The sequence below is a fragment of the Desulfomarina profundi genome, assembly GCF_019703855.1.
Taxonomy (GTDB): domain Bacteria; phylum Desulfobacterota; class Desulfobulbia; order Desulfobulbales; family Desulfocapsaceae; genus Desulfomarina; species Desulfomarina profundi.
Genome location: NZ_AP024086.1, coordinates 4,017,380 through 4,040,685, shown reverse-complemented (window position 1 = coordinate 4,040,685; position 23,306 = coordinate 4,017,380). Strand labels below are relative to the sequence as shown.

Genomic DNA, 23,306 nt, shown 5'->3' with positions numbered 1-23,306 from the left:
AAATTAGGTTACAATACAGCAATAAAAATATTCCGCACCTGCCCTGTCATCATGAAAAATTATTATGAAATTCTCCAGGTAACCGCCACTTCCACGGAAGATGAAATCCGTCGTAATTATCGCAGGCTGGCCATGCGCTACCACCCCGACAGAAACCCGGACTCCCCGGAGGCGGAAGAAAAGTTCAAGGAAATCGCGGAAGCGTACGGTGTCCTCACAGATCCGGTTAAGCGGCAGCAGTACGACAGGATGAAGGCTTCCGGAAACGGCGCAACCGGTTTCACCTACAGCCAAGAGGATATTCTCCGCGATCTCTTTAAAGACCCAAGGTTTCAACAGATGTTCAACGGGCTGCTGCGGGAATTCCAACGATCTGGATTCCGTTCCAGCTCACATTTCATCAAAAACAGTTTTTTCAGGGGAAAGGGGGGTATTTTTCTTGGTGGTATCTTTTTCGTCGGTTCCATGGCCGGTCCTCTGCTCTCGAGAACTGCGAAAAAATCCATTGGTAATAATTCATCTCTCCTCAAATCCCTCACCTCGACCCTTGGCTCACTGTTGGGCGGACACGGCAGGCAGGAGGACAGGAAGGAAGAAACGAAACAGTTACCGGATTATGATACAACCTACCATACTCCCCTTTCCGCGGATGAGCTGAAGCGGGGAAAAACCATTCAGGTCGTCGTTTACGGTAACCGAGGCGAACAGACCCTGAAGGTCAAAATCCCACCGAACAGTAGAAACGGTCAGAAGCTGAGAATAAAGGGAAAAGGCCGCCCCGGCCCTTATGGCCGCGGAGACCTCTACCTTAATCTTGTGGAACAATCATCCGGTCAGTCGTGATCTTCCACCTTAATTCTGCTGGAAACACAGCCATGACAAGAACCTGAACGCACCCTGGCCGCATCCGAAAGAGAGAGAACCCCGACGATATTCCCCCTATCACCCTCATGGACAAAGAGACGGTGGGTATCCGTCAATATCATTTTCCTGATCGCCTCTTCAAGCAGCAACTCCACATCACAGGTATGTACCGGAGAGCTCATAACCGTATGGGCGGGCGCCTGCGGGTCCACCCCATGTTTGAAGGTAAGTGCCAGATCCGTTTTTGAAATAACACCGCAAGGCGCTCCATCATCATCCGCAACCAGAATAGCCCCGAACCTGTGAGCGGAAAGTTCTTCCATTACACTGCTCAGAGTCTCGTTTCTCCCGACACTCTTGACCTGCGAAGTCATCACTTCACGCACGGAAAACCTGCGCATGGAATCATTTTCTTCATGGTGTTTGAGAATATTGAGGTGATTGAACTCACACTGGCGGCAATACTGGTACAACAGCCCGACAATATCCGGATAGGCGAGAGCCCCCACCAGTTTATCCGATTCGCTGTCAAGAACATACAGCCGGTAAACACCGTGGCTTCGCATCAGCTCCAGGGCCGCCTCCAGGCTGTCTTCCGAGTGGCAGAAAAGCGGTGGAGAAACCATGATATATTCAAGGGGAGACTCAATGGGCAGCCCGGCATAATAGGCCCCCATGATATCAGTTTTGGAAACGACACCAATCGGTTTTCTCTCCGCATCAATTGTCAGCAGGGCGTTTACCTTGTATTTGATCAGGATATTTATTCCGTGATCCAGGGACACCGTCTGCTCAAGTTGAACAACCTGGCGTCGCATGGCATCACTGACTGAGAGGTTTCGAAGAGTATTTTTCCGCTCAATTACGACCATCACATATTCTCCCTGCCTGAAATATCGTAAGAGGTCACAGGGCACACCTGCTGCGGACAATCGGCAAGCCTTATGTAGCATTAGTACACGGCGGCTTGTCGCTTGCCCACATCAGGCGCACCCTGCGACCTCTTAAATTTTTTCTTGATATGACACCAAGTTGACTACCCTGTGGCCAGTTACGAAATATCGTATTCGTTCAATGGCTGATCTGATCGAGAAGATGGTTGAACAGGTCGGAGATATAAACAATTCCGACGATTCGCTCATCCTCCACCACAGGCAGCCTGCGGACATGTTTCTTGATCATGATATCAAGGACCATCATCAGATTGGCCCCGGCATCAATGGTCACCACCTCCGGAGTCATGATGTCACCAACGAGAATGTTTTTTATCCTGTTTCCTGCGGCATCAATCACCCCGGCAATATCAAAATCCTCCATGGTTCCCCAGAGATGAATATGCTTGGGTCGCAGGTAAAGAAGAATATCGTACATGGAGAGCATCCCAGCCAGACGCTGGTTCTCATCGGTGACTATGATGCCGAAGAGCCGCCTGCCCTGTTTTTTTGAGGTTTCCTGAAATACCTTTATGGCATCTATAACAGGGGTCCCGGGAAGCAAAGTTGAAAATTCCGTGATCATGATATCAGCGGCAGTTGTTTTCATTCATCACCTCCGTTGCAGAATTTCAGACGCAGAACATCTCGAAGTTACAGCACGATACGAACAACCAACTATACACTAAAATTTTTTAATTCTCACGGATCTGATTCTTTTTCTGAAAACTGTATAACACCCATGGCGAACAGAACCACAACTACCCCGGGCAAGACCCTGAAAGGCGGGAGCGGATGCCCCAGTACCAGGTCCAGCAGCAGAACCAGTCCGGGATAAAGATAGGAGTAGGCCATCACCCTGGTCGGTCCGATAAAGGGTACGGCATACTGGGTGAGAAAAAAGGTGATCACTGTTGTAAAAATTGCCAGATACACAACCCCTGCCCACCCTTTCAGAGGAACTGCTGACCAGTCCATGGTCAGTAATCGATGCCCACTGAACAGAAAAAGCCAGAGAGCCCCGGTAACCAGCACCCAGAACGTCATGACGGCCATGGGTTCATCCCGGTGGAAAAGACGTATCAGGGGAGTATAGAGCCCCATGGCGAATCCTCCCGCCAGAAAAATCAGATCTCCCCTGTTCCAGTTCATCTCCAGAAAAGTCGTCATATTCCCGCGAAAAATAACCCAGACAGCGCCAATCATTCCACAGGCAAGGGCAATGAGCTGAGCTTTTGTCAGCTTCTCTTTTAAAAGAAAAAAGGCGTAGATTCCTGAAAAAGATGGGACAAGGGTAAAGATCACGCTGGTATTCAGTGCTGTTGTATAACGCAGAGAAAGAAACATGCACCAGAAAAAGACAACCAGGCTGCAGCTGATAATTCCGCATCGCCAGAAGAGGGAAAAGGAGTAGGTGGCCCCATACCTGAAACGAACCAGGGGACCGAAGCAGAGCGCGGCAATAACAAAACGGATAAACGTGAGCACTGCCGGATCAAGCGTCTCCGTAATGGCGGCCCCCACGGTAAAAGACGTGGAAACCAGGGCAGCACAAAGTACCATCAGCAGATGAATCCGATAAAACCCGATCCTCCGACCCGAGAAAGACATCAACCCCTGGACCGTACCTCTTCAGCAGCAGACTCTTTCCGGCTCCTGACATGTTCAAAAGTGGACATGGCCGTTGCAACCATACTGCTCATATCCGTCAGATTGCCGGGAATGATCATGGTGTTGTTTTCCTTGGCCAGCTTACCGAATTCTCCGATATACTGTTTGGCCACCTCAAGATTCGCCGCTTCCTTTCCGCCGGGAGAAGACAGTGCTTCCGCAACCTTCCGTATTCCCTTGGCGGTGGCATCAGCCACCATGAGGATTTCACGGGCCCTTCCTTCAGCCTCGTTGATCCGTTTCATCTTCTCTCCTTCGGAAAGAGAAATGGCCTCGGCCCTGTCACCTTCCGCCCGGTTTATAATCGCCTGCTTTTCACCTTCGGACCGGGCTATCTCAGCCCTTTTTTCCCGCTCGGCCTTCATCTGCTTTTCCATGGCATCAAGAACGGTCCGGGGGGCTGTATATCCTTGATCTCATAACGGAGAACCTTGATTCCCCAGTTCTCTGCGGCCTCGTCCAGAGCCATGACCACCTGACCATTCAGTGTCTCCCTCGCCTCAAAGGTGTTGTCGAGGGTAATCTTGCCGATGGCGGAACGCAGACTGGTCTGGGCAAGCTGGGTTGCAGCGAAATGGTAATTATCAATCCCGTAGGCCGACTTTTTCGAGTTCACCACCTGAAGATAGAGAATGCCATCAACTTCCAGGGTGACATTGTCCGCGGTGATACAGGTCTGGGCACTGATATCGATAGGTTCTTCCTTGAGGCTTCTCTTGTAGGCAATCTTATCGAAAAACGGGACCAGGATATGAAATCCGGCACTCAGGGTCGTTCTGTATTTTCCCAGTCTTTCCACCACAAACTCCGACCTCTGGGGAACCACAACAGCCGTTTTGATAAGAACAACAACCACAAGCAATAAAATAAACCCGAGGGCAATCAGATTCTGTTCCATTCTTTTCTCCTGTTCGGAAATTCAGACCTTTTCAACATGGATAACCAGACCATCCTGGGAAACCACAGAGATTATTTCACCTTCATCGATCCTCTCATCCGCTGTTGCCCGCCAGAATGTTCCAGCGTATTTAATTCTTCCCTCAGCCGGCGGTACGATTGTCATGCAGACTACACCCCGCTCGCCGGCCACAGCAAGCAGCACATCCTCGTCCACCTTTTTTTCCTCCCCTCTCCAGTTGGCTGCTTGAAAAACCGGCGCTGAATGACATTTCGCAGGGAAAAAAGGGAAGCCAGTGAAGCCGCGATAAAAAGGGCAAGCTGCCAGCTGATGTTGATGGGAAACAGGTAGGTGACCAGAGAAGTAATCAGGGCTCCCAGGCCGAAAAAAAACAGCACAAACCCGGGCAGGGCCATCTCCAGAAAAAGCAGCATTACCCCCATGATAAGCCAGAAAAGAGGAAATGGAATCGTTGTCATGCCGGTTTTCTCCCAGAATTTCGATCTTTACGATCTCTTCTCCGACTGCCCACTCGTCTTTGAGCCAAAGAGATGTCGATAAATAACTCCCGCAAGGGCAAACGACATGGGCAGTGTCCAGATCATACCGAGCCCAAGCGGAATAACAGAGACCATGTAAATCAATCCCATCACAATTACCGCACCGGCCACCTTCCACCACACCTTGTGGATGGCTTTTCTTGAAGCCTCAAGTGCCTGCCACGGCCCCATATCCCGGTCCAGGATTAACGGTATGGCAAGGCCGTACCCTATCATAAGATAAATTCCCGGAATTATAAAAAGAAGCATACCGATACTCACAAGCAATGTCTGCAGGAGACTGGCAACAATCACTTTACCGAATTTTGGAAAGCCGCTGAAAATCATTTTCCATGAAAGTGTATCCCCGGCAACCTTTCTCACCCCCATGTAGAACAGCCCCGCGGTGAAAAGAGCAGAGACAATACTGGTAAGCACACCTGAAAAAGCCTGTATCCCGAAATTGGTCAGGCCACCAGATGCAGCAGGATTGGTCGTGAGGTACGGTGCAAGAAAAGCTGATCCGGCTGTAAGGATCAGGAGCAGCAGGTAGAACACAGCCGCACCTGCCCAGATGGAAGCTTTGGCCCCTTTTGTTTCCCGCCACGCCTCCCTGATCACTCCCGAAACCGTGAATGAAGAACGGAATGTCTTAACTTCGGTGACTTCCGGATCATTTCCCTGGAGGCCCCTGGCCCGCAGAGTCGATGTCACATCTTCCCCGGGAGGAATAACTTTTTCTTCATCTTCCATGACCTCCGGCAGGCAGTCTGTACAGAACAGCTGACCATTCTTTGCAATAAACGGCTCTCCAATACTGTCCTCTTTGCCACAGACAGAACATTTTTCCGTTTCAATTTCAGGAGGCTCTTCCAGAGGATCTTCAAGGAGAGTGTCAGTTTCGTCCTCCTCGTCAAAAACTTCTATAATCTCACTCTCCTCTATTTCGACTCCAATATCCTCTTGTGATTCAATGGAATCAGGGTCATCAATCACATCCACCTCGTCCAGCAGGGGCTGTCCTTCAATTTCCTGTATGTCGTCGCTGATCAGAGGTTCGTCAAAGTCATCTATTTCAGGCAAAGTTTCATCAAGTTGTACTGCAAAGTCATCCACGGGTTCGCCAGCAGGCTCATCAGCAGGACCAGCTGGTGCCGATTCTTCGTCGAATGATTCGGGTTCAGATTCCACTGCCGACAATATTTCCTCCTCATCAATCTCCAGAGGTTCATCGTCGAATTCTTCTTCCGACCCTGCCACGTCACCTTCTTCCGGAAGAATATCCTCCTGATCCGACACAACCGGTTCTTCCACCAATTCTTCCAAAGCCGGTTCCCGAAAACTCTCCTCAATCTTTTCCTCTTCGGGACAGCTTCAAATATTTCTTTGCATTTCGGACATTTGACCTTCTTCCCTATATACGAATCGTCTGCAGAACCTTTCACTCCACAGTTCGGACATAGCATTTTCATCGACATCCTCCAGCCCTTTATGAATAATCGCCCACTGATTCCTGTAACTCAAAAAACCATTTACCCTTTCAGCGTATAAAAAAATTTGAACAAAATCTATATTTTTCGTATTATTCTCTCAATATCGATCATTTATTTTCCAGCTGCAATCATCCCGCAACTGCTTCTCCAACCAACATTACGGACCCTCTTATGGAAATAATAATAATTGCAGCCATGGCTCAAAACAGAATCATCGGCAAAAACAACACCCTGCCCTGGCATATCCCGGAAGAACTGCGCCTGTTTAAAAAAACAACCATGGGATGTCCCATGATTATGGGAAGAAAAACATTCGAATCCTTTCCTGCCCCCTGCCCGGAAGACGTCATATAGTCCTCAGCAGGAATGCGAACTACATCCCGAAAAACGTGGAAAAAGCTGAATCTCTGGAAAAAGCACTGGAAATGTGCGAAGGGGAAGAAAAAGTATTCATCATTGGTGGTGCCCAGGTTTTCAGCCACGGCCTGGATGTGGCAACCACGATCCGCCTGACAACCCTTGAACGGGAAGTGGAGGGAGACGTTGTTTTTCCCGAACTTCCTGAAAAGAGTTTCCAGGAAGTTTCACGGGAACATTTTCCAGATGGAAAGGAACCGTTTTCGGTTATTGTCTACAAACGGAACCGGGACTGATTTTACTTACCCGACAACCATTCCCTTCGCGACTTCCTGTTTCTTTTCTTCACCCAGGAGAATACCCAGCATTTCCAGGGCAAATTGAATTGATGTGCCCGCTCCCCTTGAAGTCACGCAGTTCCCATCGTGGACCACACTCATCCCCGCCTGGTCACCATCACTCAATTTTTCCATAAAGAGAGGGTGGCATGTGGCCTTTTTCCCGTCAAGAAGACCGTGATGCTCCAGAACAACAGCGGGCGCCGCGCAGACTGCACCGTAAAGCCTGTCTTCCCTGTTCTGTTTTTTCAGTATTTCCGCCAGCACACCTGAATTCCTGAGATTCTCCGCCCCGGAATACCACCCGGCAGGGCAACCAGATCATAGGTCTCGTCCTTACAGTCTTCGATTAATTTGTCAGCTATTATTTTGACGTCATGGGAGGATATAACCTGCAGATTTCCACCCACAGCAGCCAGATCCACCTGGACTCCTGCTCTTCTGAACACGTCGACAATGCTTAATGCTTCGACTTCCTCAAACCCTTCAGCTACTGGAACCAATACTTTCGTTTCCATAGATTACTCCCATTTGTCAGTTTTCATTCTTCGTTCTTCTCGATTCACTCAAGCACATCTCTGTGACACCAGTTACAACAGACCGGGATGATCCTTCAGCTCATCTTCAATGGTCTCGGCATCAGGAGAATTGTACTTTATGATATTTTGCAGATGCTGCAGGCTTTCAGGATCAATCGAAACAAACTTTACCCCGATATGATCGTCGGCAATTCTGGCAACCCGACCTTTCACATTCACATACAGACCTTCAGCTCCCAGGGGAATGACAACCTCACATTCATCATCAATTGCCACCTCGGCATTGATCTCTATCATACATCCCCCGACACTGAGGTTTATCAGCCTCTTGACAGCAAATGTCTTCCCGGCAACAGTACATTCAGCCCGGACAGTAAAGACAATCCTGGTAAATCTTCTCTTTTCCGTCATCTGCAACCTCCTTAATCCATGTCTTCAACCTCTTTGATGTATATCTATCTTGAAGCTGATGAAAATTCAAGCTATGATAGCGTGGAATCAAAGTGAAATTCTTTAAGTGGATTTCATGCAAAACCCACTCATTTCGTAGTTTTTACATCATTATTTGCCATAATTCGTAATATTTCACATTGAAAACTCATCCATTTCACTGTATAGAATGTAGAACTTAACTGGCAGGACTTACAGACAAGGATGGTTTCCATCTTACAGCAAATTACATGCAATATCTTGCCGTTTGTCCCCAAGTAGCGTAATATGACCGCCAAGGTCCTCGCTCTGTTCTTTTGCGAGGTTAATTATTAATTTACAAGAGGAGATAGCAGTGAAAAAACTCATAACCTTATGTCTGGCCTCCATGCTTCTGTTTGGAGGGACGATTGTTGGAGCCAAAACCTTAAAACTTGCAATGGACGCGGATCCCGTTTCCCTTGACCCCCATGTGCAGCTGTCCGGTGGCATGCTGCAGTATTCCCATATGGTTTTTGATCCGCTTGTTCGCTGGACTAAAGACATGAAAATAGTGCCGCGTCTCGCCACAAAATGGGAACGACTTGATCCACTCACCCTCCGTATGTATCTTCGCCACGATGTCAAATTCCATTCAGGCAATCCGTTCACAGCAAAAGATGTGGCCTGGACCCTGGCCCGACTGAAGAAAAGCCAGGATTTCAAAGGTCTTTTCGAACCTTTTGCCGATGCGGTTGTAGTCGACGATTATACTGTTGATATCAAGACAAAAGAGCCTTACGGACTGACCCTCAACATGTGCACCTATATTTTCCCGATGGATTCCGTTTTCTACAGTGGAAAAGATGCCAAGGGTAACCCCAAGGATGCCATTATCAAAACCGACTACTCCTTTGCCAACGAGAACGAATCAGGAACCGGCAAATACCAGGTAGTGGAAAGAGAACAGGGACAACGCTGGGTCCTCAAGCAGTTCCCGCAGTACTGGGATAAGAATACCGGAAATGTTGATGAAATTATTCTCACCCCCATCAGTGAAAATGCAACCCGTATTGCCGCACTGCTCTCCGGAGATGTCGATTTCATCATGCCCGTACCCCCGCAGGATTACGACAGGATCGAAAACAACAAAGACCTGCAGCTTATCACCATGCCCGGCTCAAGGATTATCACTTTCCAGATGAACGGCAAACGTAAACCTGAACTGGCAAACGTGAAAGTCCGCCAGGCAATCGTCTATGCTGTCAACAACGTCGGTATCGTCAAAAAAATCATGAAAAACCGTGCCACCGCCGCCGGTCTCAACTCCCCCAAGGGATATGATGGATACGACCCGAAGCTTACTCCACGCTATGACCTGGCAAAAGCCAAACAGCTGATGAAGGAAGCCGGCTACGAAAAAGGGTTCACCGTCTCAATGGTCGCCCCCAACAACCGCTATGTCAACGACGAAAAAATTGCCCAGGCTGTCGCCTCCATGCTCTCCAAGATCAATATCAAAGTTGAGCTGAAGACCATGCCCAAGGCCCAGTACTGGGATGAATTTGATGCTCAGGTTGCCGATATTCAGATGATCGGCTGGCATTCCGATACCGAAGACAGTGCCAACTTTTACGAGTACCTTTACATGTGTCCCAACAAGGAGACCGGCAAAGGACAGTATAACAGCGGCAACTACTGCAATAAGAAAGTGGATGAGCTTACCCTGGCGACCCAGTCCGAGACTGATCTTGCCAAACGTTCGGAAATGTTAAAAGAAGTTGAAAACATTCTCTACAACGAGGCTGCGTTTGTTCCGCTGCACTGGCAGATGCTCTCCTGGGCGGGAAACAAAAAACTGCTCAATGCTGACGAAATCATAAATGTTATGAACTTCCCCTATTTCGGTGACCTGAACATGAAATAGAGGATATTTTTTTCCCGGTCAACCGTACGGGAAAAAGATCCAACCTTCCCCGGCCCTGCACTGGACATTCTGTTGCAGGGCCATTTTTCCATCTGCAAAAAACCCATGATAGCATTCTTTATTCGCAGAGTTACCCAGGCAATCTTTGTCATGCTGGTCATCAGCATCATAGGTTTTGCCATCAAGCAGAGTGTCGGTGATCCGGTAAGGGAGATAACGGGTATTTCCGTTTCCGCTGAAGAGCGGGAAATCCTCCGGGATAAACTGGGTCTGAATGATCCATTCATGATCCAGTGGGTCCGCTTCGTGAAAGACGCCCTCCACGGAGACCTCGGCAATTCTTTTTATTTCAAGAAACCGGCCACAAAGGTGATTATGTCCAAGGCCCCGGCAACCCTGGAGCTGGTTTTTGCCACCTCCCTGCTGGTCATTCTCTTTTCCGTCCCCCTCGGGATCTATGCCGCGGTTAAGCCAAACGACTGGCTCTCCCGTTTTTTCATGGGAGCCTCCATCATCGGGGTGTCCATACCGGTTTTTCTGACGGCCATTCTCCTGATCTATATCTTTTCGGTCAGCCTGGGATGGCTGCCGTCATTTGGCAGAGGGGAACTGGTTGAAATTTTACCCGGTTGGAAATCGGGCTTTTTCACCGCAGACGGACTGAAACATCTTATCCTGCCGTCAATAGCCCTCACTTCCATCATGCTGCCCCTCTTTATCCGACTTATCCGGGCCGAAATGAAAGAATCGCTGGAGACGGAATATGTCAAATTCGCACGGGCAAAGGGACTGAAGCCGGCCAGGGTTCTCTTTGTGCACGCTTTCAAGAATACACTGCTTCCAGTTATTACGGTGGGCGGTGTCCAGCTGGGTACCCTTATCGCCTTTACCATTCTCACTGAAACGGTCTTCCAGTGGCAGGGTATGGGGTCGATGTTTATCGAATCGGTGGAACGGGCGGACACCTCGCTCATGGTGGCCTACCTGGTTTTCGTCGGTCTGATATTTGTCGTTGTCAACACGGTTGTCGACCTGATCTATGGCCTTGTTAATCCCATGGTCAGAGTTGCGGGGAGGAAATAATGGGCCTGATAAAAACATTCAGAGAATCATTTTTTCTCTACAGCTTTATACGTGATCCACTGGCAATTACGAGTTTTGTCGTTCTGTTTGCCCTCTGCGTGGTCAGTTTCGGGGCACCGGTTCTTGCCCCCATGATCCATACGACCAGACTACAATAGATATCATGGACTCGGAACTGCCCCCCATCTGGAAGGATGGCGGAGATTCCCGGTTTGTCCTGGGTACTGATCCCCAGGGAAGAGACATGCTCTCCACCATGTTTTACGGTATGCGGGTTTCAATCCTGATCGGCCTCGGAGCAGTGGCACTCCAGTCAATACTCGGAATCGTTGTGGGATTGATCGCCGGATACAAGGGAGGAAAACTCGAGGCTTTTCTCATGCGGCTGGCCGATGTACAGCTCTCCTTTTCCACATACATGGTGGCAATTTTTATCGGTGCCCTTTTCCAGGGTATTTTCGGCATGGGTGTCTATGAACACTACGCCATCCCCATCCTGATCCTGATCATCGGTTTTGCTGAATGGCCCCAGTACGCGAGAACCGTCCGGGCTTCCGTCATGGCGGAAAAGAAAAAGGAATACGTGGAAGCGGCCAGGGTAATCGGCCTGCCCTCCACCCGCATCATGCTGCGCCATATTCTCCCCAATACCATGACTCCGGTTATGGTTATTTCAACGGTACAGGTTGCCAATGCGATCATGAGCGAAGCGGCCCTCAGTTTTATCGGTCTCGGCATGCCGGTTTCCCAGCCGTCCCTGGGTTCTCTTATCAAGTCCGGTTTTGACTATATATTCAGTGGTTCCTGGTGGATTACCCTCTTTCCGGGTATTGCGCTGGTTGTTCTCATTCTGTCAATCAACCTTCTTGGTGACTGGGTGCGGGACTTCCTGAACCCCAAACTGTACAAGGAGTAGGTGTGGATCAGCAAGAAACACTCTTATCTGTTCGCGACCTTGAGGTCGCCTTTAAATTACGGGACAATGTCCTCACCGCGGTTGACAGAGTCAGTTTTGACCTGGACCGGGGTCAGCGTCTCGGTCTGGTGGGTGAATCCGGCGCCGGAAAATCCGTCACCGGCTTCGGCATTATCAATCTTATCAGTAAACCGGGATTTATCTCGGGTGGATCTATCCTGTTCGAGGGTACGGATCTGGCAAAACTCTCACTGGAGGAGATGCGGCAGATCAGGGGGGACAGAATCAGTATGATTTTTCAGGATCCAATGATGACCCTGAACCCTGTGTTGACTGTCGGCACACAGATGGTTGAAACCCTGCTCGCGCACAGGAATATCAGCAGAAAAGAAGCCGAAGAAATTGCCCTTGACAAGATCAGAAAGGTTGCCATACCTTCCCCTGAAAAACGGCTGAAACAGTATCCCCATGAATTTTCCGGTGGTATGCGCCAGCGGATAGTTATCGCCATAGCCCTGCTGACATCCCCTGCTCTGATTATTGCGGATGAGCCGACAACTGCCCTTGATGTCACCATACAGGCTGATATCATGAACCTCCTCCTCTCCCTCTGTGAATCCGAAAATATGGCCCTGATCCTTATCACCCATGACCTGGCCGTGGTCTCCCAGGTGGCCCAGAGAATCGCGGTAATGTACGCCGGCCGGATTGTGGAACTGGGAGAAACAGAGCAGATCGTCACCAATCCCCGGCATCCCTACACCAAGGGGCTTCTGGCGGCACTTCCACAGAATGTTTCCAGAAGGGGCAGACTTAATCAGATCCCGGGCACCATGCCGGGCATCAAACAACAGATTTCCGGCTGTCAGTTCAACAATCGCTGTAACCAGTGCGCTCAGATTTGTCGTGAGGAAGTACCGCCTCTAACCCGAAAATCATCCGGCTGTCTTGCAGCCTGTCATATGGTGAAGTAGGAAGTCATAATGGAAAAAGAACCACTTCTCAGCATAAAGAATGTAGTAAAACACTTTGATATTTCAGGCGGTTTTCTGGAACAGATACGATTCAGAAATGGCCGTTTCAGTCGGGAGCAGACTGTTGTAAGAGCCGTGAACAATGTCAGTTTCGATATCAAAAAAGGTGAGACTGTCAGTGTGGTTGGCGAGTCCGGATGCGGCAAGTCAACGCTTGCTCGCAGTGTCATCCGACTCTACCCGCCAAACAGCGGCCAGGTCCTCTACGAAGGAAAACGGATAGACAACCTGGACAACAATGCCATGAAACCATATCGCACCAAAATGCAGATGGTCTTCCAGGATCCCTATTCATCGCTCAATCCACGGATGTCTGTTTTTGAAACGCTGGAGGAGCCGATCAGGTTCCATAATCCCGGTATTTCCCGAAGTGACGCGGCAGACAGGGTAACCGAAGTCATGAAACAGGTTGGGGTTGATCCCGACTGGCGCACCAGGTTTCCCCACGAATTTTCCGGGGGACAACGCCAGAGAATCTCCATAGCCAGGGCTCTTGCAGTTGACCCCGAATTTATTGTTGCCGATGAACCGATTGCAGCCCTGGATGTTTCCATCCAGGCCCAGATTCTCAACCTGATGATGGACCTTCAGGATGAGCACGGATTGACCTATATGTTCATCAGCCACGACCTCTCCGTTGTGGAACATATATCTACCAATGTGGCGGTCATGTACCTGGGTACCCTCTGCGAATTTGCGGAAACGGAAACCCTTTATTCAAATCCGCGACACCCCTACACCCGCGCCCTGCTGTCAGCCATTCCCAAGCTTGGGAAAAAGGACATGGACCATGTCAAATTAACAGGAGATGTACCCACGCCGATCCAGCTGCCACCCGGCTGCGTCTTCCATGGCCGCTGTCCCTATGCTGATGAACGCTGCCGCACGGAAATCCCCAGGCTGACAGTTCTGGATGATGGAAGCAGAGTTGCATGCCATGGTGTTGAAGAAGACAGGATTTCCCCATGACTGACCATATCCACCCATCGGGAGAGCTGCTCCTCAGAACCCTTGCCATGCCGGCGGACACAAACCCCCTTGGTGATATCTTTGGTGGCTGGATCATGTCCCAGATGGATATAGCCGGAGGCATCATGGCCCGGGAGGCAACATGTTCCCGGGTGGTCACTGTCGCAGTCGACACAATCACCTTCATCAAACCGGTGCACGTGGGGGATGTGGTCTGCTGCTACGGTAAAGTTGTAAAGGTCGGCACCACATCCATCACTATCAACCTTGAAGTGCTGGTAAAACCTGCGGTGGAAAACCCCGGCGACTCCGCTGATGAATTCCTGGTTACCAAGGCTGCTTTTACCTACGTTTCAGTTGATGAAAACGGGAAAAAACAACCAATCAACCGCGACTGCTGCTGATTCACCACCCCTCAATTATATATTATCGTTCCGCGGTTCAATAATGAATTGCATTCGGCTGCTTCTGCATTACATGTTTACAACATATACCCATTATTAACTTTTGCGATGGGAGTATGATATGCGAACAGCAATATTATTTTTTCTTTTTCTATCTCTTCCCGCTCTTTCAACTGCATCAACTGATGCCAGGCCAAAGATCGGGACAAGTATCAGCAGAGAATTGCGTGAGAACAGTGACCTGCAACTGTATGAAATGTTTTACCTGCAGCCTTTTTCCCGGCCTGACTCTTTGATATCCGACTCCCTGAAACTGTCTACCCAAATGGAATACAGTCTCGGTTTTCTGGAAGACACCTCACCGGGAGGCGATTCAACAATGAGATTCGCTGTAATGCCACGTCTCCTCCTCACCCCCTCACACTATTTTGACCTCATTCTCGGGTTTGGAGCAGGATACATGTCTGGAGAAACTGAATATCCCAGGCATAACCTGGGAGGCTCATTTTTCTTCCAGTCAAAAGTGGGAATTTCAATACATGTGACCAAAAAGCTTTCCCTGGGGTATCTGTTTTTTCACCAGTCCAATGCAGGATTATACTCGTATAATGCCAGTCTCAATACTTTTCAGATGGAAATAACTTACACTTTATAAACCACAGAGCCATCTCGGTTTCAGGACGAACTCAGATGGAAGATCAGCAGCGTTCCCCTGTTAAGAATAAGTGGTACAGGGCCGACTACTGACAGCCAGGTAAAACATCGATTTAAAAAAGGATTTTTCCGCAGCCATTTTCGTTCCACCACAACCGCAACTGCCTGGATGACAAAATAAAAAACCATCCAGCCAAAACAGTTTACCCTATAGACAAGCCACAGGGGAACACTGACCAGCAGTTCATGAATAAGGGCTGAAACAAGGAAAGTGAAGAACAACGCACCATATGGATTTCGTGACAGAGGTCGAAAACAGACCCGAAACAACCAGTCTCCGAAAAGACGGTTCCATCGCCTGCCCCAGAACTCCGCCACACTCCCCGCAACAAGTGGTCTGTTACTGATACCGGGCACGCCATACCCGAATGCCAGCCAGGACAATTCCACCACTGCCTGAATGGTTTCAATCAGTAACCAGAATGGCCATATGGCCAGATATGAACGAACGGTCTGGGAAAACCCCTGCATTTCAGGTATCAGTACAGAATAAACAGCAGAGAGACAGAACAAAAGCAACACGGTTTTCCCGGCTCTCCTTCTCATCTTTTCGGAGGTTGGTTTAACATCCTTCATACTGTGAAAGGACAGGACAGGGGCGATGAAAAACAGGAATATCACAAATCCGGGGTGAGTTACTCTTTCTCTTTCTATTACAAGGCTGATCATTTTTGCCGTAATAATAATACCTGCCAGTATAACCAGATAATAAAGTGTTATTTTCCATTGCAAGGAAAGATGTATAATGGTGTCTGCCATGTCATTTCCCAAAACGTTTGCAGAGGTTTTATGGAAATTCAAAATTTACACCACAAAACGCTCAAGATCGAATCATTTACTGCAATACCTGGAGAAACCTGGTGTTTTTGCGGAGACAATAATTCCGGTATTGATGCATTCATGGCACTTCTTGCGGGCGATCTGGATGATTTTTCCGCTTCCGTGCTGACCTTGCCGATAAACCCGGGAATCATTTCCTTTACCAGGCAACAGCTGCTGTTCGAAGAAGAACTGAGACGGGACGATTCCGATTTCCTCGATAAAATTGACCCCGGGACTCCCGTGAAAGCGTTTCTTACCGACTGCCGAAAACACAGGGAGCTTATCAGATCGTTTGATATGGACCATGTACTCAACACTGGATACAGACAACTGAGTTCAGGGCAGTGTAAAAAACTCCTTGTCCTGCAGCAGGTTACAGAGGGGAAAGATGTAATCATTATCCAAAACCCTTATGACGGGCTGGACAGGCAGAGTTGTCAGGAACTTGACCGTGTCATGGAAAAATGTATTGAAAATGGCATCCAGGTTTTTACCCTGGTCAATTCACCGAAAGACATTCCCTTCTGGTGCAGTCATGTTGGCTATTTCCATCGGGGACAACTGGCCCGGCAGGGCGAAAAACACACAGTTCTTTCCGGTATCTCCAAACCAGCTGCCGATTTTAATAGCGACTGGACACCATTATTTTCCCAAACTACGCAAAACGGGGACAAAACAGCAATTCCTCTGGTTCGGCTCCGTAACGGTTTTGGCGGTTACGGGGATCACATACTCTTTTCCGGTTTGAATCTGGAAATTTTCCCTGGAGACCACATCCTCATCACCGGCAGAAACGGTTGCGGCAAATCGACCCTGCTCAACATTATTACCGGCGACAATTCAAAATGCTACGCAAACGATCTTTCCATATTCGGCAGGCAGAGGGGCAGCGGTGAATCCATCTGGGAAATCAAGCAATATATGGGTATTGTCTCCCCGGCCCTCCACCGGGATTACCATGTTCCCAGTTCAACTCTGCAGGCTGTCGTATCTGGCTTCTTTGATTCCATCGGTCTCTACAGAAAAGTCAATGTGCAGCAGCTTGAAACGGCCCGGAATTTTCTCCATATAATTGGACTTGCAGACAGGGAGACAACACCATTCAGAAATCTCTCCCATGCACATCAACGACTTGTACTGATCGCCAGAGCACTGATCAAGCAACCCAGGCTCCTGATCCTTGACGAGCCCTCCCAGGGACTCGATGACCTCAACAGGAACCGGCTCATGGAACTCATGCTGGAAATCGCCACCCGGCGACTGGCAACCATTCTTTTTGTCAGCCACCGGGAAGATGAGCACCACCCTCTTTTCAGACAGCATATCAACCTGGAACAGTTCGCAACCCGGTAACAGGTTATCCAGGAAAACCGAAGATCTGAGGAAAAATTGTCAGTATTGCCAAAATAAAAGCCTGGAGACAGATGAATGGCATAACCCCACGGTATATATCGGTTGTTCGCACCGAAGGCGGAGCAACTCCCTTCAGATAAAACAGGCTGAAACCAAAGGGAGGCGTCAGAAATGATGTCTGCAGATTCATTGCAACCAGGATAGCATACCAGATCGGATCTATTCCGAGGGTTTCGGCTATGGGTGCAAGTATCGGCACGATAATATACGAGATTTCAACGAAGTCGATAAAAAATCCCAACAGCAGAATAGCCAGCATGGAAAGTCCGATAAATCCCCATTTATTTCCCGGCAGATTCAACATCAGCTCTTCCACAAGGTAATCACCCCCTGTGTAGGTGAAGACCATTGAAAAAGCAGTGGCTCCAATGAGAATGGCAAAGACCATTGAAGAAGTTTTTACCGTTTCCATGGCACTGTCAATAACCATTTTCCACGATAACCGCTTATAGAAAAAAGCCAGGAGTATGGCCCCCACTCCACCCACGGCAGACGATTCCGTCGGTGTTGCCAGTCCGGCAAAAATTGACCCGAGAACAATGACAATAAGTGTCAACGGAGGCACTATCGCCTTCAGAGCACTGCCTACCTGAGTCATTTTGTTGCCGACCTGTCCCTCCATCCTGATTGCCGGACCTGCATCTTTTTTGAAATAACAGACAGCGAGAATATAGAGAACATAGACAACAACAAGGGTGATTCCCGGCCAGAAGGCGGCCCTGAAAAGATCACCAACCGGCTGCTGAAAAACATCTCCGAGAATAATGAGTACAACCGATGGAGGAATAATCTGACCCAATGTGCCGGAGGCACAGATAGCGCCGGTTGCCAGCTGTTTATCATAATTGTATTTCAGCATGACCGGCAGGGAAATGACGCCCATTGCCACCACACTTGCCCCGACCACACCGGTGGACGCGGCAAGAAGTGCGCCAACCAGGACAGTTGAAATCGCAAGACCGCCCCGGACTTCGCCGAAAAGGAAGCCCATGGATTCCAGGAGGCGCTCTGCCAGCTTGGATTTCTGGAGGATTATGCCCATAAAAATAAACAGGGGTATGGCCATCAGAATCGTATTGTTCATGATAGACCAGATGCGGTGTGGCATCATGGCAAACATCCCCACACCCTCGGCAAACACACCGAAAAAAACGGAAACAGCACCAAAGGTAAAGGCCACCGGAAAGCCGAAAAGCAGCATGGCCAGGGCCGTAATAAACATTATAATTCCAATCATTGATCTACCCACCTGTCTTGAAGGCCGGACAACAGAAACCATCCAGCCAGAAATGAATCCCAGAGCGATTGGGAAAAAAACTACCTGGAGAATGTAAATCACTCACTCTTACGCAACTGATTAATATTTCTCACCAGAAAGCCACAGGCTGAAAACGTCAAAAATATGAAAGATACCGGAATGGCGGACTTGATCAGGTATCGGTGGGTCAGGCCCCCGGATCACCGCTTATCTCGTGCAGATCATACGCTTCCTTGACAAAATCAAATGAACCATCAATAATCAGCCAGCAGAATGGCAGTATGAAAAGCAGTGTACCGACAATATTGATAATCGCCCTGGCACGCTGCCCCAGCCGATCATAGATCACATCCACACGAACATGGCCATCTTCCTGAAGACAGTAGGAAATACCGAAAAGAAAAACGACCGAAAAAATGTGCCATTCCATCTCCTGGAGCGCTATTGAATTTGTGTTAAACAGGTAACGCATGATGGCATCGTAAAAAACATTCAGCAGCATGGCCACCATGAGAAGTCCGCAGCAATAGCCGACAACTGTTGCAAATTTGTCAAAAAACCTTTCTATTTTCAGTAGCATGATATTTCCCTGGAAATGCACGGCCCCTGTCGGGACAGAAGAATTCTTTAAACTTTTTTCATTTTCCAAAGTACGGAATTCAGGTCAGAATCTGTCCCTCCCGAAAAGGGGAGAGACAGAAATGTATCAGCGGGATACGTTGTCTTTCAGATAGGCAAAATCGGAGATACGGGTCCAGTCTCTGGCTTTTTCCATATATGCCTTCTGGGAGTCAATGACTTCTTTGAAAGCAGGGTTTTTGGCAGACATCTCTTTAATGAGTTTATCATTTTCCACTTTCAGTCTGTCAATTATCTCTTTTGGAAAAGTTGTGATTTTTATATTGGGATAATCCTTTCTGATGAGAGCAAGATTTTCTGCACTGGCGTGATATGACTGGGCAAACATATCATAGGCGGCTGTTTTCATGGCCACTACAAGAATTTCCCTGAGATCCGCCGGAAGCTTTTCAAATCTCTTTTTATTGACCAGAAACTGCAGTTCGGTTCCCGGCTCATGCCAACCTGTGTAATAGTAAGGAGCAATTTTGTGGAATCCCATGTTCAGGTCCAGGGAAGGTCCAACCCATTCCAGGGCGTCGATGGTTCCCCGATCAAGAGAGGTGTACAGTTCTCCCGGCGGAATATTAGTCACCGCTACACCGAGCTTAGAAATAACCTCCCCGGCAAAACCGGGAATCCTCATTTTCAACCCTTTCAGGTCATCAACCGTTTTGATCTCCTTGCGAAACCAGCCACCCATCTGATTACCTGTGTTACCACCTGGAAAAGACAGCAGATTATGCTTTGCATACGCCTTCTCCATTAATGCCATGCCTCCTCCGTAATAGAACCAGGCATACTGCTCAGCGGCAATCATTCCGAAGGGCATGGTAGTAAACGGCATAAAGACCGGATCCTTGCCTTTCCAGTAATAGGACGCGGAGTGTCCCATGTCATACTGTCCTGCCCGCACCATATCAAAAATGCCCAGGGGGGCCTTGTGCTTATTCTTTGAATCAACCCTGATAATCAACCTGCCATCAGACATGGTTTTTACCATCTTCACCATGTTTTTAACGGCATCCCCGAAAATGGGAAAATTACTTGGCCATGTCTGGGCAAGCCGCCAGTGATAGGTCTTTTTTTTATCGGCCGCTACTGCATTGTCCGCAGTGAATGTACCCAGAAGCAGCCCGCAAGTGACCAGCAGACTTGCAGAAATTTTTGCAAATTGAGTTGCCTTTTTCATACTCCCTCCATTATTCATGTTATTGAAAAATCACCGGAACCACATTATCTCCGCAGCAAGAAACTGCGGCATGATTCACTGGAGATTCAATGAGATAAGTGAAAGTTTACACTTCGGGAAATGAAAAACAACCTCCATTCAGGCAAGCGGAACTATTCTTTTGTGAACGGTTATATTAACCATGTAACCGGTTGCGGAAGAATACGGGAAGGACACAAATCAGATCATGAGTTTTCGCTTGAGCTTTTTCAGATAACGCCTGCTCACAGGCAGGGTGCTGCCTGTAGCGGTTCTGATATCAGCACCACCACCGGCAAGAAGCGTCATTTCATCGAGGTGAACCAGGTTGATCAGGTATTGTTTATGGCAGCGAAAAAGATCTGTTTTTTCTTCAAATGTTTTCAGGGTAAGCTCTGTATAGAATTCTCCCTCCGGTGTAACCGCAAACACGCCGCCCGGCCCGGAATAGACATATTCAACATTGCGGATATCCAGAATTTTAATTGTGTGACCGGTAACACAGGGAATACGACGTACCTGATTGCTGTCGCGACGGGGCCTGTCCCCTTTTCTCAGCATCTGCAGCAGTTTTGCTATGGTCTTGTCCAGCCTGGACTTCTCCACAGGTTTTAAAAGATAGTCCAGGGTTTTCTCCTCAAAGGCCTTCAGGGTATACTCGTCGTAGGCAGTGACAAAAACAACATGGGGCATTATGGATTGATCAATCATGCTCAACAATTCAAAACCGCCGATCACGGGCATCTGAATGTCCAGAAAAATCACCTCAGGTCGTGACTCCTTGATAATCTTCAGGGCTTCAATTGCATTCCCGCAGGTGGCGACAATTTCACAGGCCCCTGTTTCCCTGAGAAGAATTTCCATCTCCTCCCGGGCATGCAGTTCATCATCGACTATCAGGGTTCGGATCATTGCACTTCTCCTCTACTTTGCCGGTAACAGAATCGAAACAAGAGTCTGTTTATCCGGCACACATGATATTTCCACGCCATATCTGTCACCATAGAGATTTTTTATCCGTTTATCGACGATGTTCAATCCCAGTCCTTTCCGGTCACTCGGGTTCGTGAACTTTCCTGCATTATCTTCTACCATGATGGTAATCCCGTTATCATTTCTGCCGGCACTGACCCTGATTTTTCCCTGCCGTAACATATGAGAAATACCATGTTTTATTGCATTTTCAATAATCGGCTGCAGGGTGAAAATCGGCAGTTTTACCGGGAGCAGTTCGCTGTCAATATCCATTTCCAGCTGAAAATGGTCCTCGAACCGCGCCTTTTCAATTTTGAGATAGGAATTGACATGATTCAGCTCTTCCTCCAGGGTGGCGATATCTCCCCCCGTTTCAAGTTCTTCCTGAAAAAATTAGAGAGATGAAGGAGCAGGTCCCTGGCCCTGTCCGTATCTTTCCGGGTGACAGCAATGATGGTGTTGAGCGCATTAAAAAGAAAATGCGGATTGATCTGGGCCTGAACCAGTTTCAACTCTGATTGAACCAGCAGGTTTTTCTGCTCATCATAGCGCGCTCTGAGTATCTGATCGGATAATAGATTAGTGATACCAATACCGAGTGTCCTGTTCAGGTTAAGAAAAATCTTGTTCTTGGGTTCAAAAAGATTCACCGTACCGATCAGCTCATTATCGACACGAAGAGGTACGGAAAGGGCAGAACCGAGTGGACAGCTCCTCGACACTGAACAGACCCAGTGTTCATTAACACCGTCTGCGTAAATAATCCTGTTTTCCCGAATGGCCCTTTTTGTCAGGGAAGAGGTGATGGGCTGCCCTGATTTATGATGATCATGTCCCTCCCCCACAAAAGCCAGCACCATCTCTCTGTCAGTAATGGCAACAGCGCCCACTCCGGTTTCTTCATGGATTACTCTGGCAACACGCAGAGCCGTATCCTCATTAAAACCTTTGACCAGGATCGCCAGGGTTCTTTCAGCCACCTTCAATGCCTTGGCAGAGAAAATAACACTGAACCGATCATATGTATTCTTCTGATCCCGTATGATAGAGGTGAAAAGGGCAGCTCCTGCACTGTTGGCCAGAACCATCGGCAGGGCAATAACCCGTACCAGGGCAAGGGCCTCGGTATGGGGCTTGGCCAGTATGATGATAATGATCATCTGCAGTATCTCTGCCAGGAAAGTTGTACAAAGGGCAACCCAGGGATTAAAAATCATATGGGGGCGATGCTTTTTCACGAGATAAAGATGAACCAATCCGCCAAGCAGGCCCTCAACCGTTGTTGAAATACCGCAGGAAAATGCAGTAAACCCGCCAAGGGTATACCGATGCAGCCCTGCTGTTACACCGACCATGCTCCCCAGGAGAGGCCCGCCGATCAACCCGGCTAAAACTGCACCGATGGCCCTCGTGTTGGAAATCGCATCCTGTACCGGCAGTCCGAAATATGTACCGAGAATGGAAAACAGGCTGAAAACAAAGTAAAGATAGATCTTCTGTCTGGCATGCAGGGTTTCCCAGCTGATGGATTTGAAAATGGGTGATTTTATAAAAAGATAGGCAACCACGAGAAAAACAGACATTTGCTGCAACAGTCTGAAAATCGGTTGGGGATCGAGGGAAAGAAGGGACATTTTCAGTGATTTTTGACTGTTGGCCAGCCTGGTAAAGCAGGCACATCTTCAATCTGGCTGAGTTTCATGGGGAATCAGATTATAAAAAGAGATCTTTCTTTTCAGTGAACCGGTTTTCAGAAGCTTTGCAATGTTTTTTCTGCCAGGCGGTGTTTTTTTCGACTCAAGCGGCAATATACTTCATTAACCGGTTTTTCTGCCTGATCTGCCAGTCATCTTCCCCCGATTTATCCCTCCCGGCTTTCTACTCCTGTTCATCCATGGTAATATCTGAAAAGACAACTCACCCG

The 23,306-nt window shown here is 48.5% G+C and carries 20 protein-coding genes and 5 pseudogenes; 10 read left to right on the top strand and 15 right to left on the bottom strand.

What is annotated here, in order from left to right:
- Window positions 1-51 precede the first annotated feature (51 nt).
- On the top strand, window positions 52-843 hold the full coding sequence (locus LO777_RS18660) for a DnaJ domain-containing protein (protein WP_228855335.1): 792 nt from the start codon (window positions 52-54) through the stop codon (window positions 841-843).
- On the opposite strand, the gene LO777_RS18655 is transcribed toward LO777_RS18660, so the two are convergent.
- The 7 genes and pseudogenes from LO777_RS18655 to LO777_RS18620 form a co-directional block, all read right to left on the bottom strand.
- Window positions 834-1,736, bottom strand: a complete 903-nt coding sequence (locus LO777_RS18655; protein WP_228855334.1) for a CBS domain-containing protein — start codon at window positions 1,734-1,736, stop codon at window positions 834-836. The two genes, LO777_RS18660 and LO777_RS18655, sit on opposite strands and share 10 nt — an antisense overlap.
- Window positions 1,737-1,935: 199 nt before the next feature.
- The gene (locus LO777_RS18650) at window positions 1,936-2,406 is read right to left on the bottom strand and encodes a CBS domain-containing protein (RefSeq protein ID WP_228855333.1); all 471 of its coding nucleotides are present in this window, start codon (window positions 2,404-2,406) and stop codon (window positions 1,936-1,938) included.
- A 92-nt stretch (window positions 2,407-2,498) separates the two neighbouring features.
- Window positions 2,499-3,359 carry a DMT family transporter gene (locus LO777_RS18645; protein ID WP_228855332.1) on the bottom strand — a complete coding sequence of 287 codons (861 nt, stop codon included), beginning with the start codon at window positions 3,357-3,359 and terminating at the stop codon, window positions 2,499-2,501.
- Window positions 3,360-3,406: 47 nt separating this feature from the next.
- Window positions 3,407-4,365: pseudogene (locus LO777_RS21310) on the bottom strand (SPFH domain-containing protein).
- Window positions 4,366-4,386: 21 nt separating this feature from the next.
- Window positions 4,387-4,530, bottom strand: a complete 144-nt coding sequence (locus LO777_RS18630) for an NfeD family protein (RefSeq protein ID WP_228855329.1) — start codon at window positions 4,528-4,530, stop codon at window positions 4,387-4,389.
- A gap of 5 nt (window positions 4,531-4,535) precedes the next feature.
- On the bottom strand, window positions 4,536-4,844 hold the full coding sequence (locus LO777_RS18625; RefSeq protein ID WP_228855328.1) for an NfeD family protein: 309 nt from the start codon (window positions 4,842-4,844) through the stop codon (window positions 4,536-4,538).
- 27 nt (window positions 4,845-4,871) lie between these two features.
- Entirely contained in the window at window positions 4,872-6,218 is a 1,347-nt protein-coding gene (locus LO777_RS18620) for a DUF2189 domain-containing protein (protein ID WP_228855327.1), read from the bottom strand.
- A 350-nt stretch (window positions 6,219-6,568) separates the two neighbouring features.
- Between LO777_RS18620 and LO777_RS18610 the strand changes: the two are divergent.
- Window positions 6,569-7,050, top strand: a pseudogene (locus LO777_RS18610) (dihydrofolate reductase).
- Window positions 7,051-7,056: 6 nt separating this feature from the next.
- On the opposite strand, the pseudogene LO777_RS18605 reads toward LO777_RS18610, so the two are convergent.
- Together LO777_RS18605 and LO777_RS18600 are read right to left on the bottom strand one after the other, a co-directional pair.
- A pseudogene (locus tag LO777_RS18605) lies at window positions 7,057-7,610 on the bottom strand (DJ-1 family glyoxalase III).
- Window positions 7,611-7,682: 72 nt separating this feature from the next.
- Entirely contained in the window at window positions 7,683-8,042 is a 360-nt protein-coding gene (locus LO777_RS18600; RefSeq protein WP_228855324.1) for a PilZ domain-containing protein, read from the bottom strand.
- A gap of 373 nt (window positions 8,043-8,415) precedes the next feature.
- Between LO777_RS18600 and LO777_RS18595 the strand changes: the two genes are divergently transcribed.
- The 7 genes and pseudogenes from LO777_RS18595 (at window position 8,416) to LO777_RS18560 (ending at window position 15,027) form a co-directional block, all read left to right on the top strand.
- Complete coding sequence (locus LO777_RS18595; protein WP_228855323.1) at window positions 8,416-9,966, top strand: ABC transporter substrate-binding protein; 1,551 nt, start codon at window positions 8,416-8,418, stop codon at window positions 9,964-9,966.
- Window positions 9,967-10,071: 105 nt separating this feature from the next.
- Entirely contained in the window at window positions 10,072-11,049 is a 978-nt protein-coding gene (locus LO777_RS18590; RefSeq protein WP_228855322.1) for an ABC transporter permease, read from the top strand.
- Window positions 11,049-11,965: pseudogene (locus LO777_RS18580) on the top strand (ABC transporter permease). Before LO777_RS18590 ends, LO777_RS18580 begins: the two are co-directional and overlap by 1 nt.
- Before the next feature lie 2 nt (window positions 11,966-11,967).
- Complete coding sequence (locus tag LO777_RS18575; protein WP_228855319.1) at window positions 11,968-12,939, top strand: ABC transporter ATP-binding protein; 972 nt, start codon at window positions 11,968-11,970, stop codon at window positions 12,937-12,939.
- Window positions 12,940-12,948: 9 nt separating this feature from the next.
- Window positions 12,949-13,968, top strand: coding sequence for an ABC transporter ATP-binding protein (locus LO777_RS18570; RefSeq protein WP_228855318.1), 1,020 nt, complete (start codon window positions 12,949-12,951; stop codon window positions 13,966-13,968).
- Complete coding sequence (yciA, locus tag LO777_RS18565) at window positions 13,965-14,372, top strand: acyl-CoA thioester hydrolase YciA (protein ID WP_228855317.1); 408 nt, start codon at window positions 13,965-13,967, stop codon at window positions 14,370-14,372. The genes LO777_RS18570 and yciA overlap by 4 nt, the downstream gene beginning before the upstream one ends.
- A 121-nt stretch (window positions 14,373-14,493) precedes the next feature.
- Window positions 14,494-15,027, top strand: a complete 534-nt coding sequence (locus LO777_RS18560) for an acyloxyacyl hydrolase (protein ID WP_228855316.1) — start codon at window positions 14,494-14,496, stop codon at window positions 15,025-15,027.
- A gap of 20 nt (window positions 15,028-15,047) precedes the next feature.
- Here the strand turns inward: LO777_RS18560 and LO777_RS18555 are convergent, their stop codons facing one another.
- The gene (locus LO777_RS18555) at window positions 15,048-15,845 is read right to left on the bottom strand and encodes an MBOAT family protein (protein ID WP_228855315.1); all 798 of its coding nucleotides are present in this window, start codon (window positions 15,843-15,845) and stop codon (window positions 15,048-15,050) included.
- A gap of 30 nt (window positions 15,846-15,875) precedes the next feature.
- Between LO777_RS18555 and LO777_RS18550 the strand changes: the two genes are divergently transcribed.
- On the top strand, window positions 15,876-17,261 hold the full coding sequence (locus tag LO777_RS18550) for an ATP-binding cassette domain-containing protein (RefSeq protein WP_228855314.1): 1,386 nt from the start codon (window positions 15,876-15,878) through the stop codon (window positions 17,259-17,261).
- A gap of 4 nt (window positions 17,262-17,265) precedes the next feature.
- Here LO777_RS18550 and LO777_RS18545 read toward each other — a convergent pair whose 3' ends face one another.
- From LO777_RS18545 to LO777_RS18520, 5 genes and pseudogenes are all read right to left on the bottom strand, one after another.
- Window positions 17,266-18,558 carry a TRAP transporter large permease gene (locus LO777_RS18545; protein ID WP_228855313.1) on the bottom strand — a complete coding sequence of 431 codons (1,293 nt, stop codon included), beginning with the start codon at window positions 18,556-18,558 and terminating at the stop codon, window positions 17,266-17,268.
- 208 nt (window positions 18,559-18,766) lie between these two features.
- Entirely contained in the window at window positions 18,767-19,159 is a 393-nt protein-coding gene (locus LO777_RS18540; RefSeq protein WP_228855312.1) for a TRAP transporter small permease subunit, read from the bottom strand.
- Between the two features lie 126 nt (window positions 19,160-19,285).
- The gene (locus LO777_RS18535) at window positions 19,286-20,389 is read right to left on the bottom strand and encodes a TRAP transporter substrate-binding protein (RefSeq protein WP_228855311.1); all 1,104 of its coding nucleotides are present in this window, start codon (window positions 20,387-20,389) and stop codon (window positions 19,286-19,288) included.
- A gap of 219 nt (window positions 20,390-20,608) precedes the next feature.
- Window positions 20,609-21,319 (bottom strand): two-component system response regulator BtsR, encoded by a 711-nt coding sequence (gene btsR, locus LO777_RS18530; protein ID WP_228855310.1) that lies wholly within the window; start codon window positions 21,317-21,319, stop codon window positions 20,609-20,611.
- A gap of 12 nt (window positions 21,320-21,331) precedes the next feature.
- Window positions 21,332-23,016: pseudogene (locus LO777_RS18520) on the bottom strand (LytS/YhcK type 5TM receptor domain-containing protein).
- Window positions 23,017-23,306: the final 290 nt, after the last annotated feature.

Bases quoted from the DNA above. Each gene is read 5' to 3' on its own strand.
- LO777_RS18660 (WP_228855335.1), top strand. From the start codon at position 52: ATGAAAAATTATTATGAAATTCTCCAGGTAACCGCCACTTCCACGGAA.
- LO777_RS18655 (WP_228855334.1), bottom strand. From the start codon at position 1,736: ATGGTCGTAATTGAGCGGAAAAATACTCTTCGAAACCTCTCAGTCAGT.
- LO777_RS18650 (WP_228855333.1), bottom strand. From the start codon at position 2,406: ATGAAAACAACTGCCGCTGATATCATGATCACGGAATTTTCAACTTTG.
- LO777_RS18645 (WP_228855332.1), bottom strand. From the start codon at position 3,359: ATGGTACTTTGTGCTGCCCTGGTTTCCACGTCTTTTACCGTGGGGGCC.
- LO777_RS18630 (WP_228855329.1), bottom strand. From the start codon at position 4,530: ATGACAATCGTACCGCCGGCTGAGGGAAGAATTAAATACGCTGGAACA.
- LO777_RS18625 (WP_228855328.1), bottom strand. From the start codon at position 4,844: ATGACAACGATTCCATTTCCTCTTTTCTGGCTTATCATGGGGGTAATG.
- LO777_RS18600 (WP_228855324.1), bottom strand. From the start codon at position 8,042: ATGACGGAAAAGAGAAGATTTACCAGGATTGTCTTTACTGTCCGGGCT.
- LO777_RS18590 (WP_228855322.1), top strand. From the start codon at position 10,072: ATGATAGCATTCTTTATTCGCAGAGTTACCCAGGCAATCTTTGTCATG.
- LO777_RS18570 (WP_228855318.1), top strand. From the start codon at position 12,949: ATGGAAAAAGAACCACTTCTCAGCATAAAGAATGTAGTAAAACACTTT.
- yciA (WP_228855317.1), top strand. From the start codon at position 13,965: ATGACTGACCATATCCACCCATCGGGAGAGCTGCTCCTCAGAACCCTT.
- LO777_RS18560 (WP_228855316.1), top strand. From the start codon at position 14,494: ATGCGAACAGCAATATTATTTTTTCTTTTTCTATCTCTTCCCGCTCTT.
- LO777_RS18555 (WP_228855315.1), bottom strand. From the start codon at position 15,845: ATGGCAGACACCATTATACATCTTTCCTTGCAATGGAAAATAACACTT.
- LO777_RS18550 (WP_228855314.1), top strand. From the start codon at position 15,876: ATGGAAATTCAAAATTTACACCACAAAACGCTCAAGATCGAATCATTT.
- LO777_RS18545 (WP_228855313.1), bottom strand. From the start codon at position 18,558: ATGATTGGAATTATAATGTTTATTACGGCCCTGGCCATGCTGCTTTTC.
- LO777_RS18540 (WP_228855312.1), bottom strand. From the start codon at position 19,159: ATGCTACTGAAAATAGAAAGGTTTTTTGACAAATTTGCAACAGTTGTC.
- LO777_RS18535 (WP_228855311.1), bottom strand. From the start codon at position 20,389: ATGAAAAAGGCAACTCAATTTGCAAAAATTTCTGCAAGTCTGCTGGTC.
- btsR (WP_228855310.1), bottom strand. From the start codon at position 21,319: ATGATCCGAACCCTGATAGTCGATGATGAACTGCATGCCCGGGAGGAG.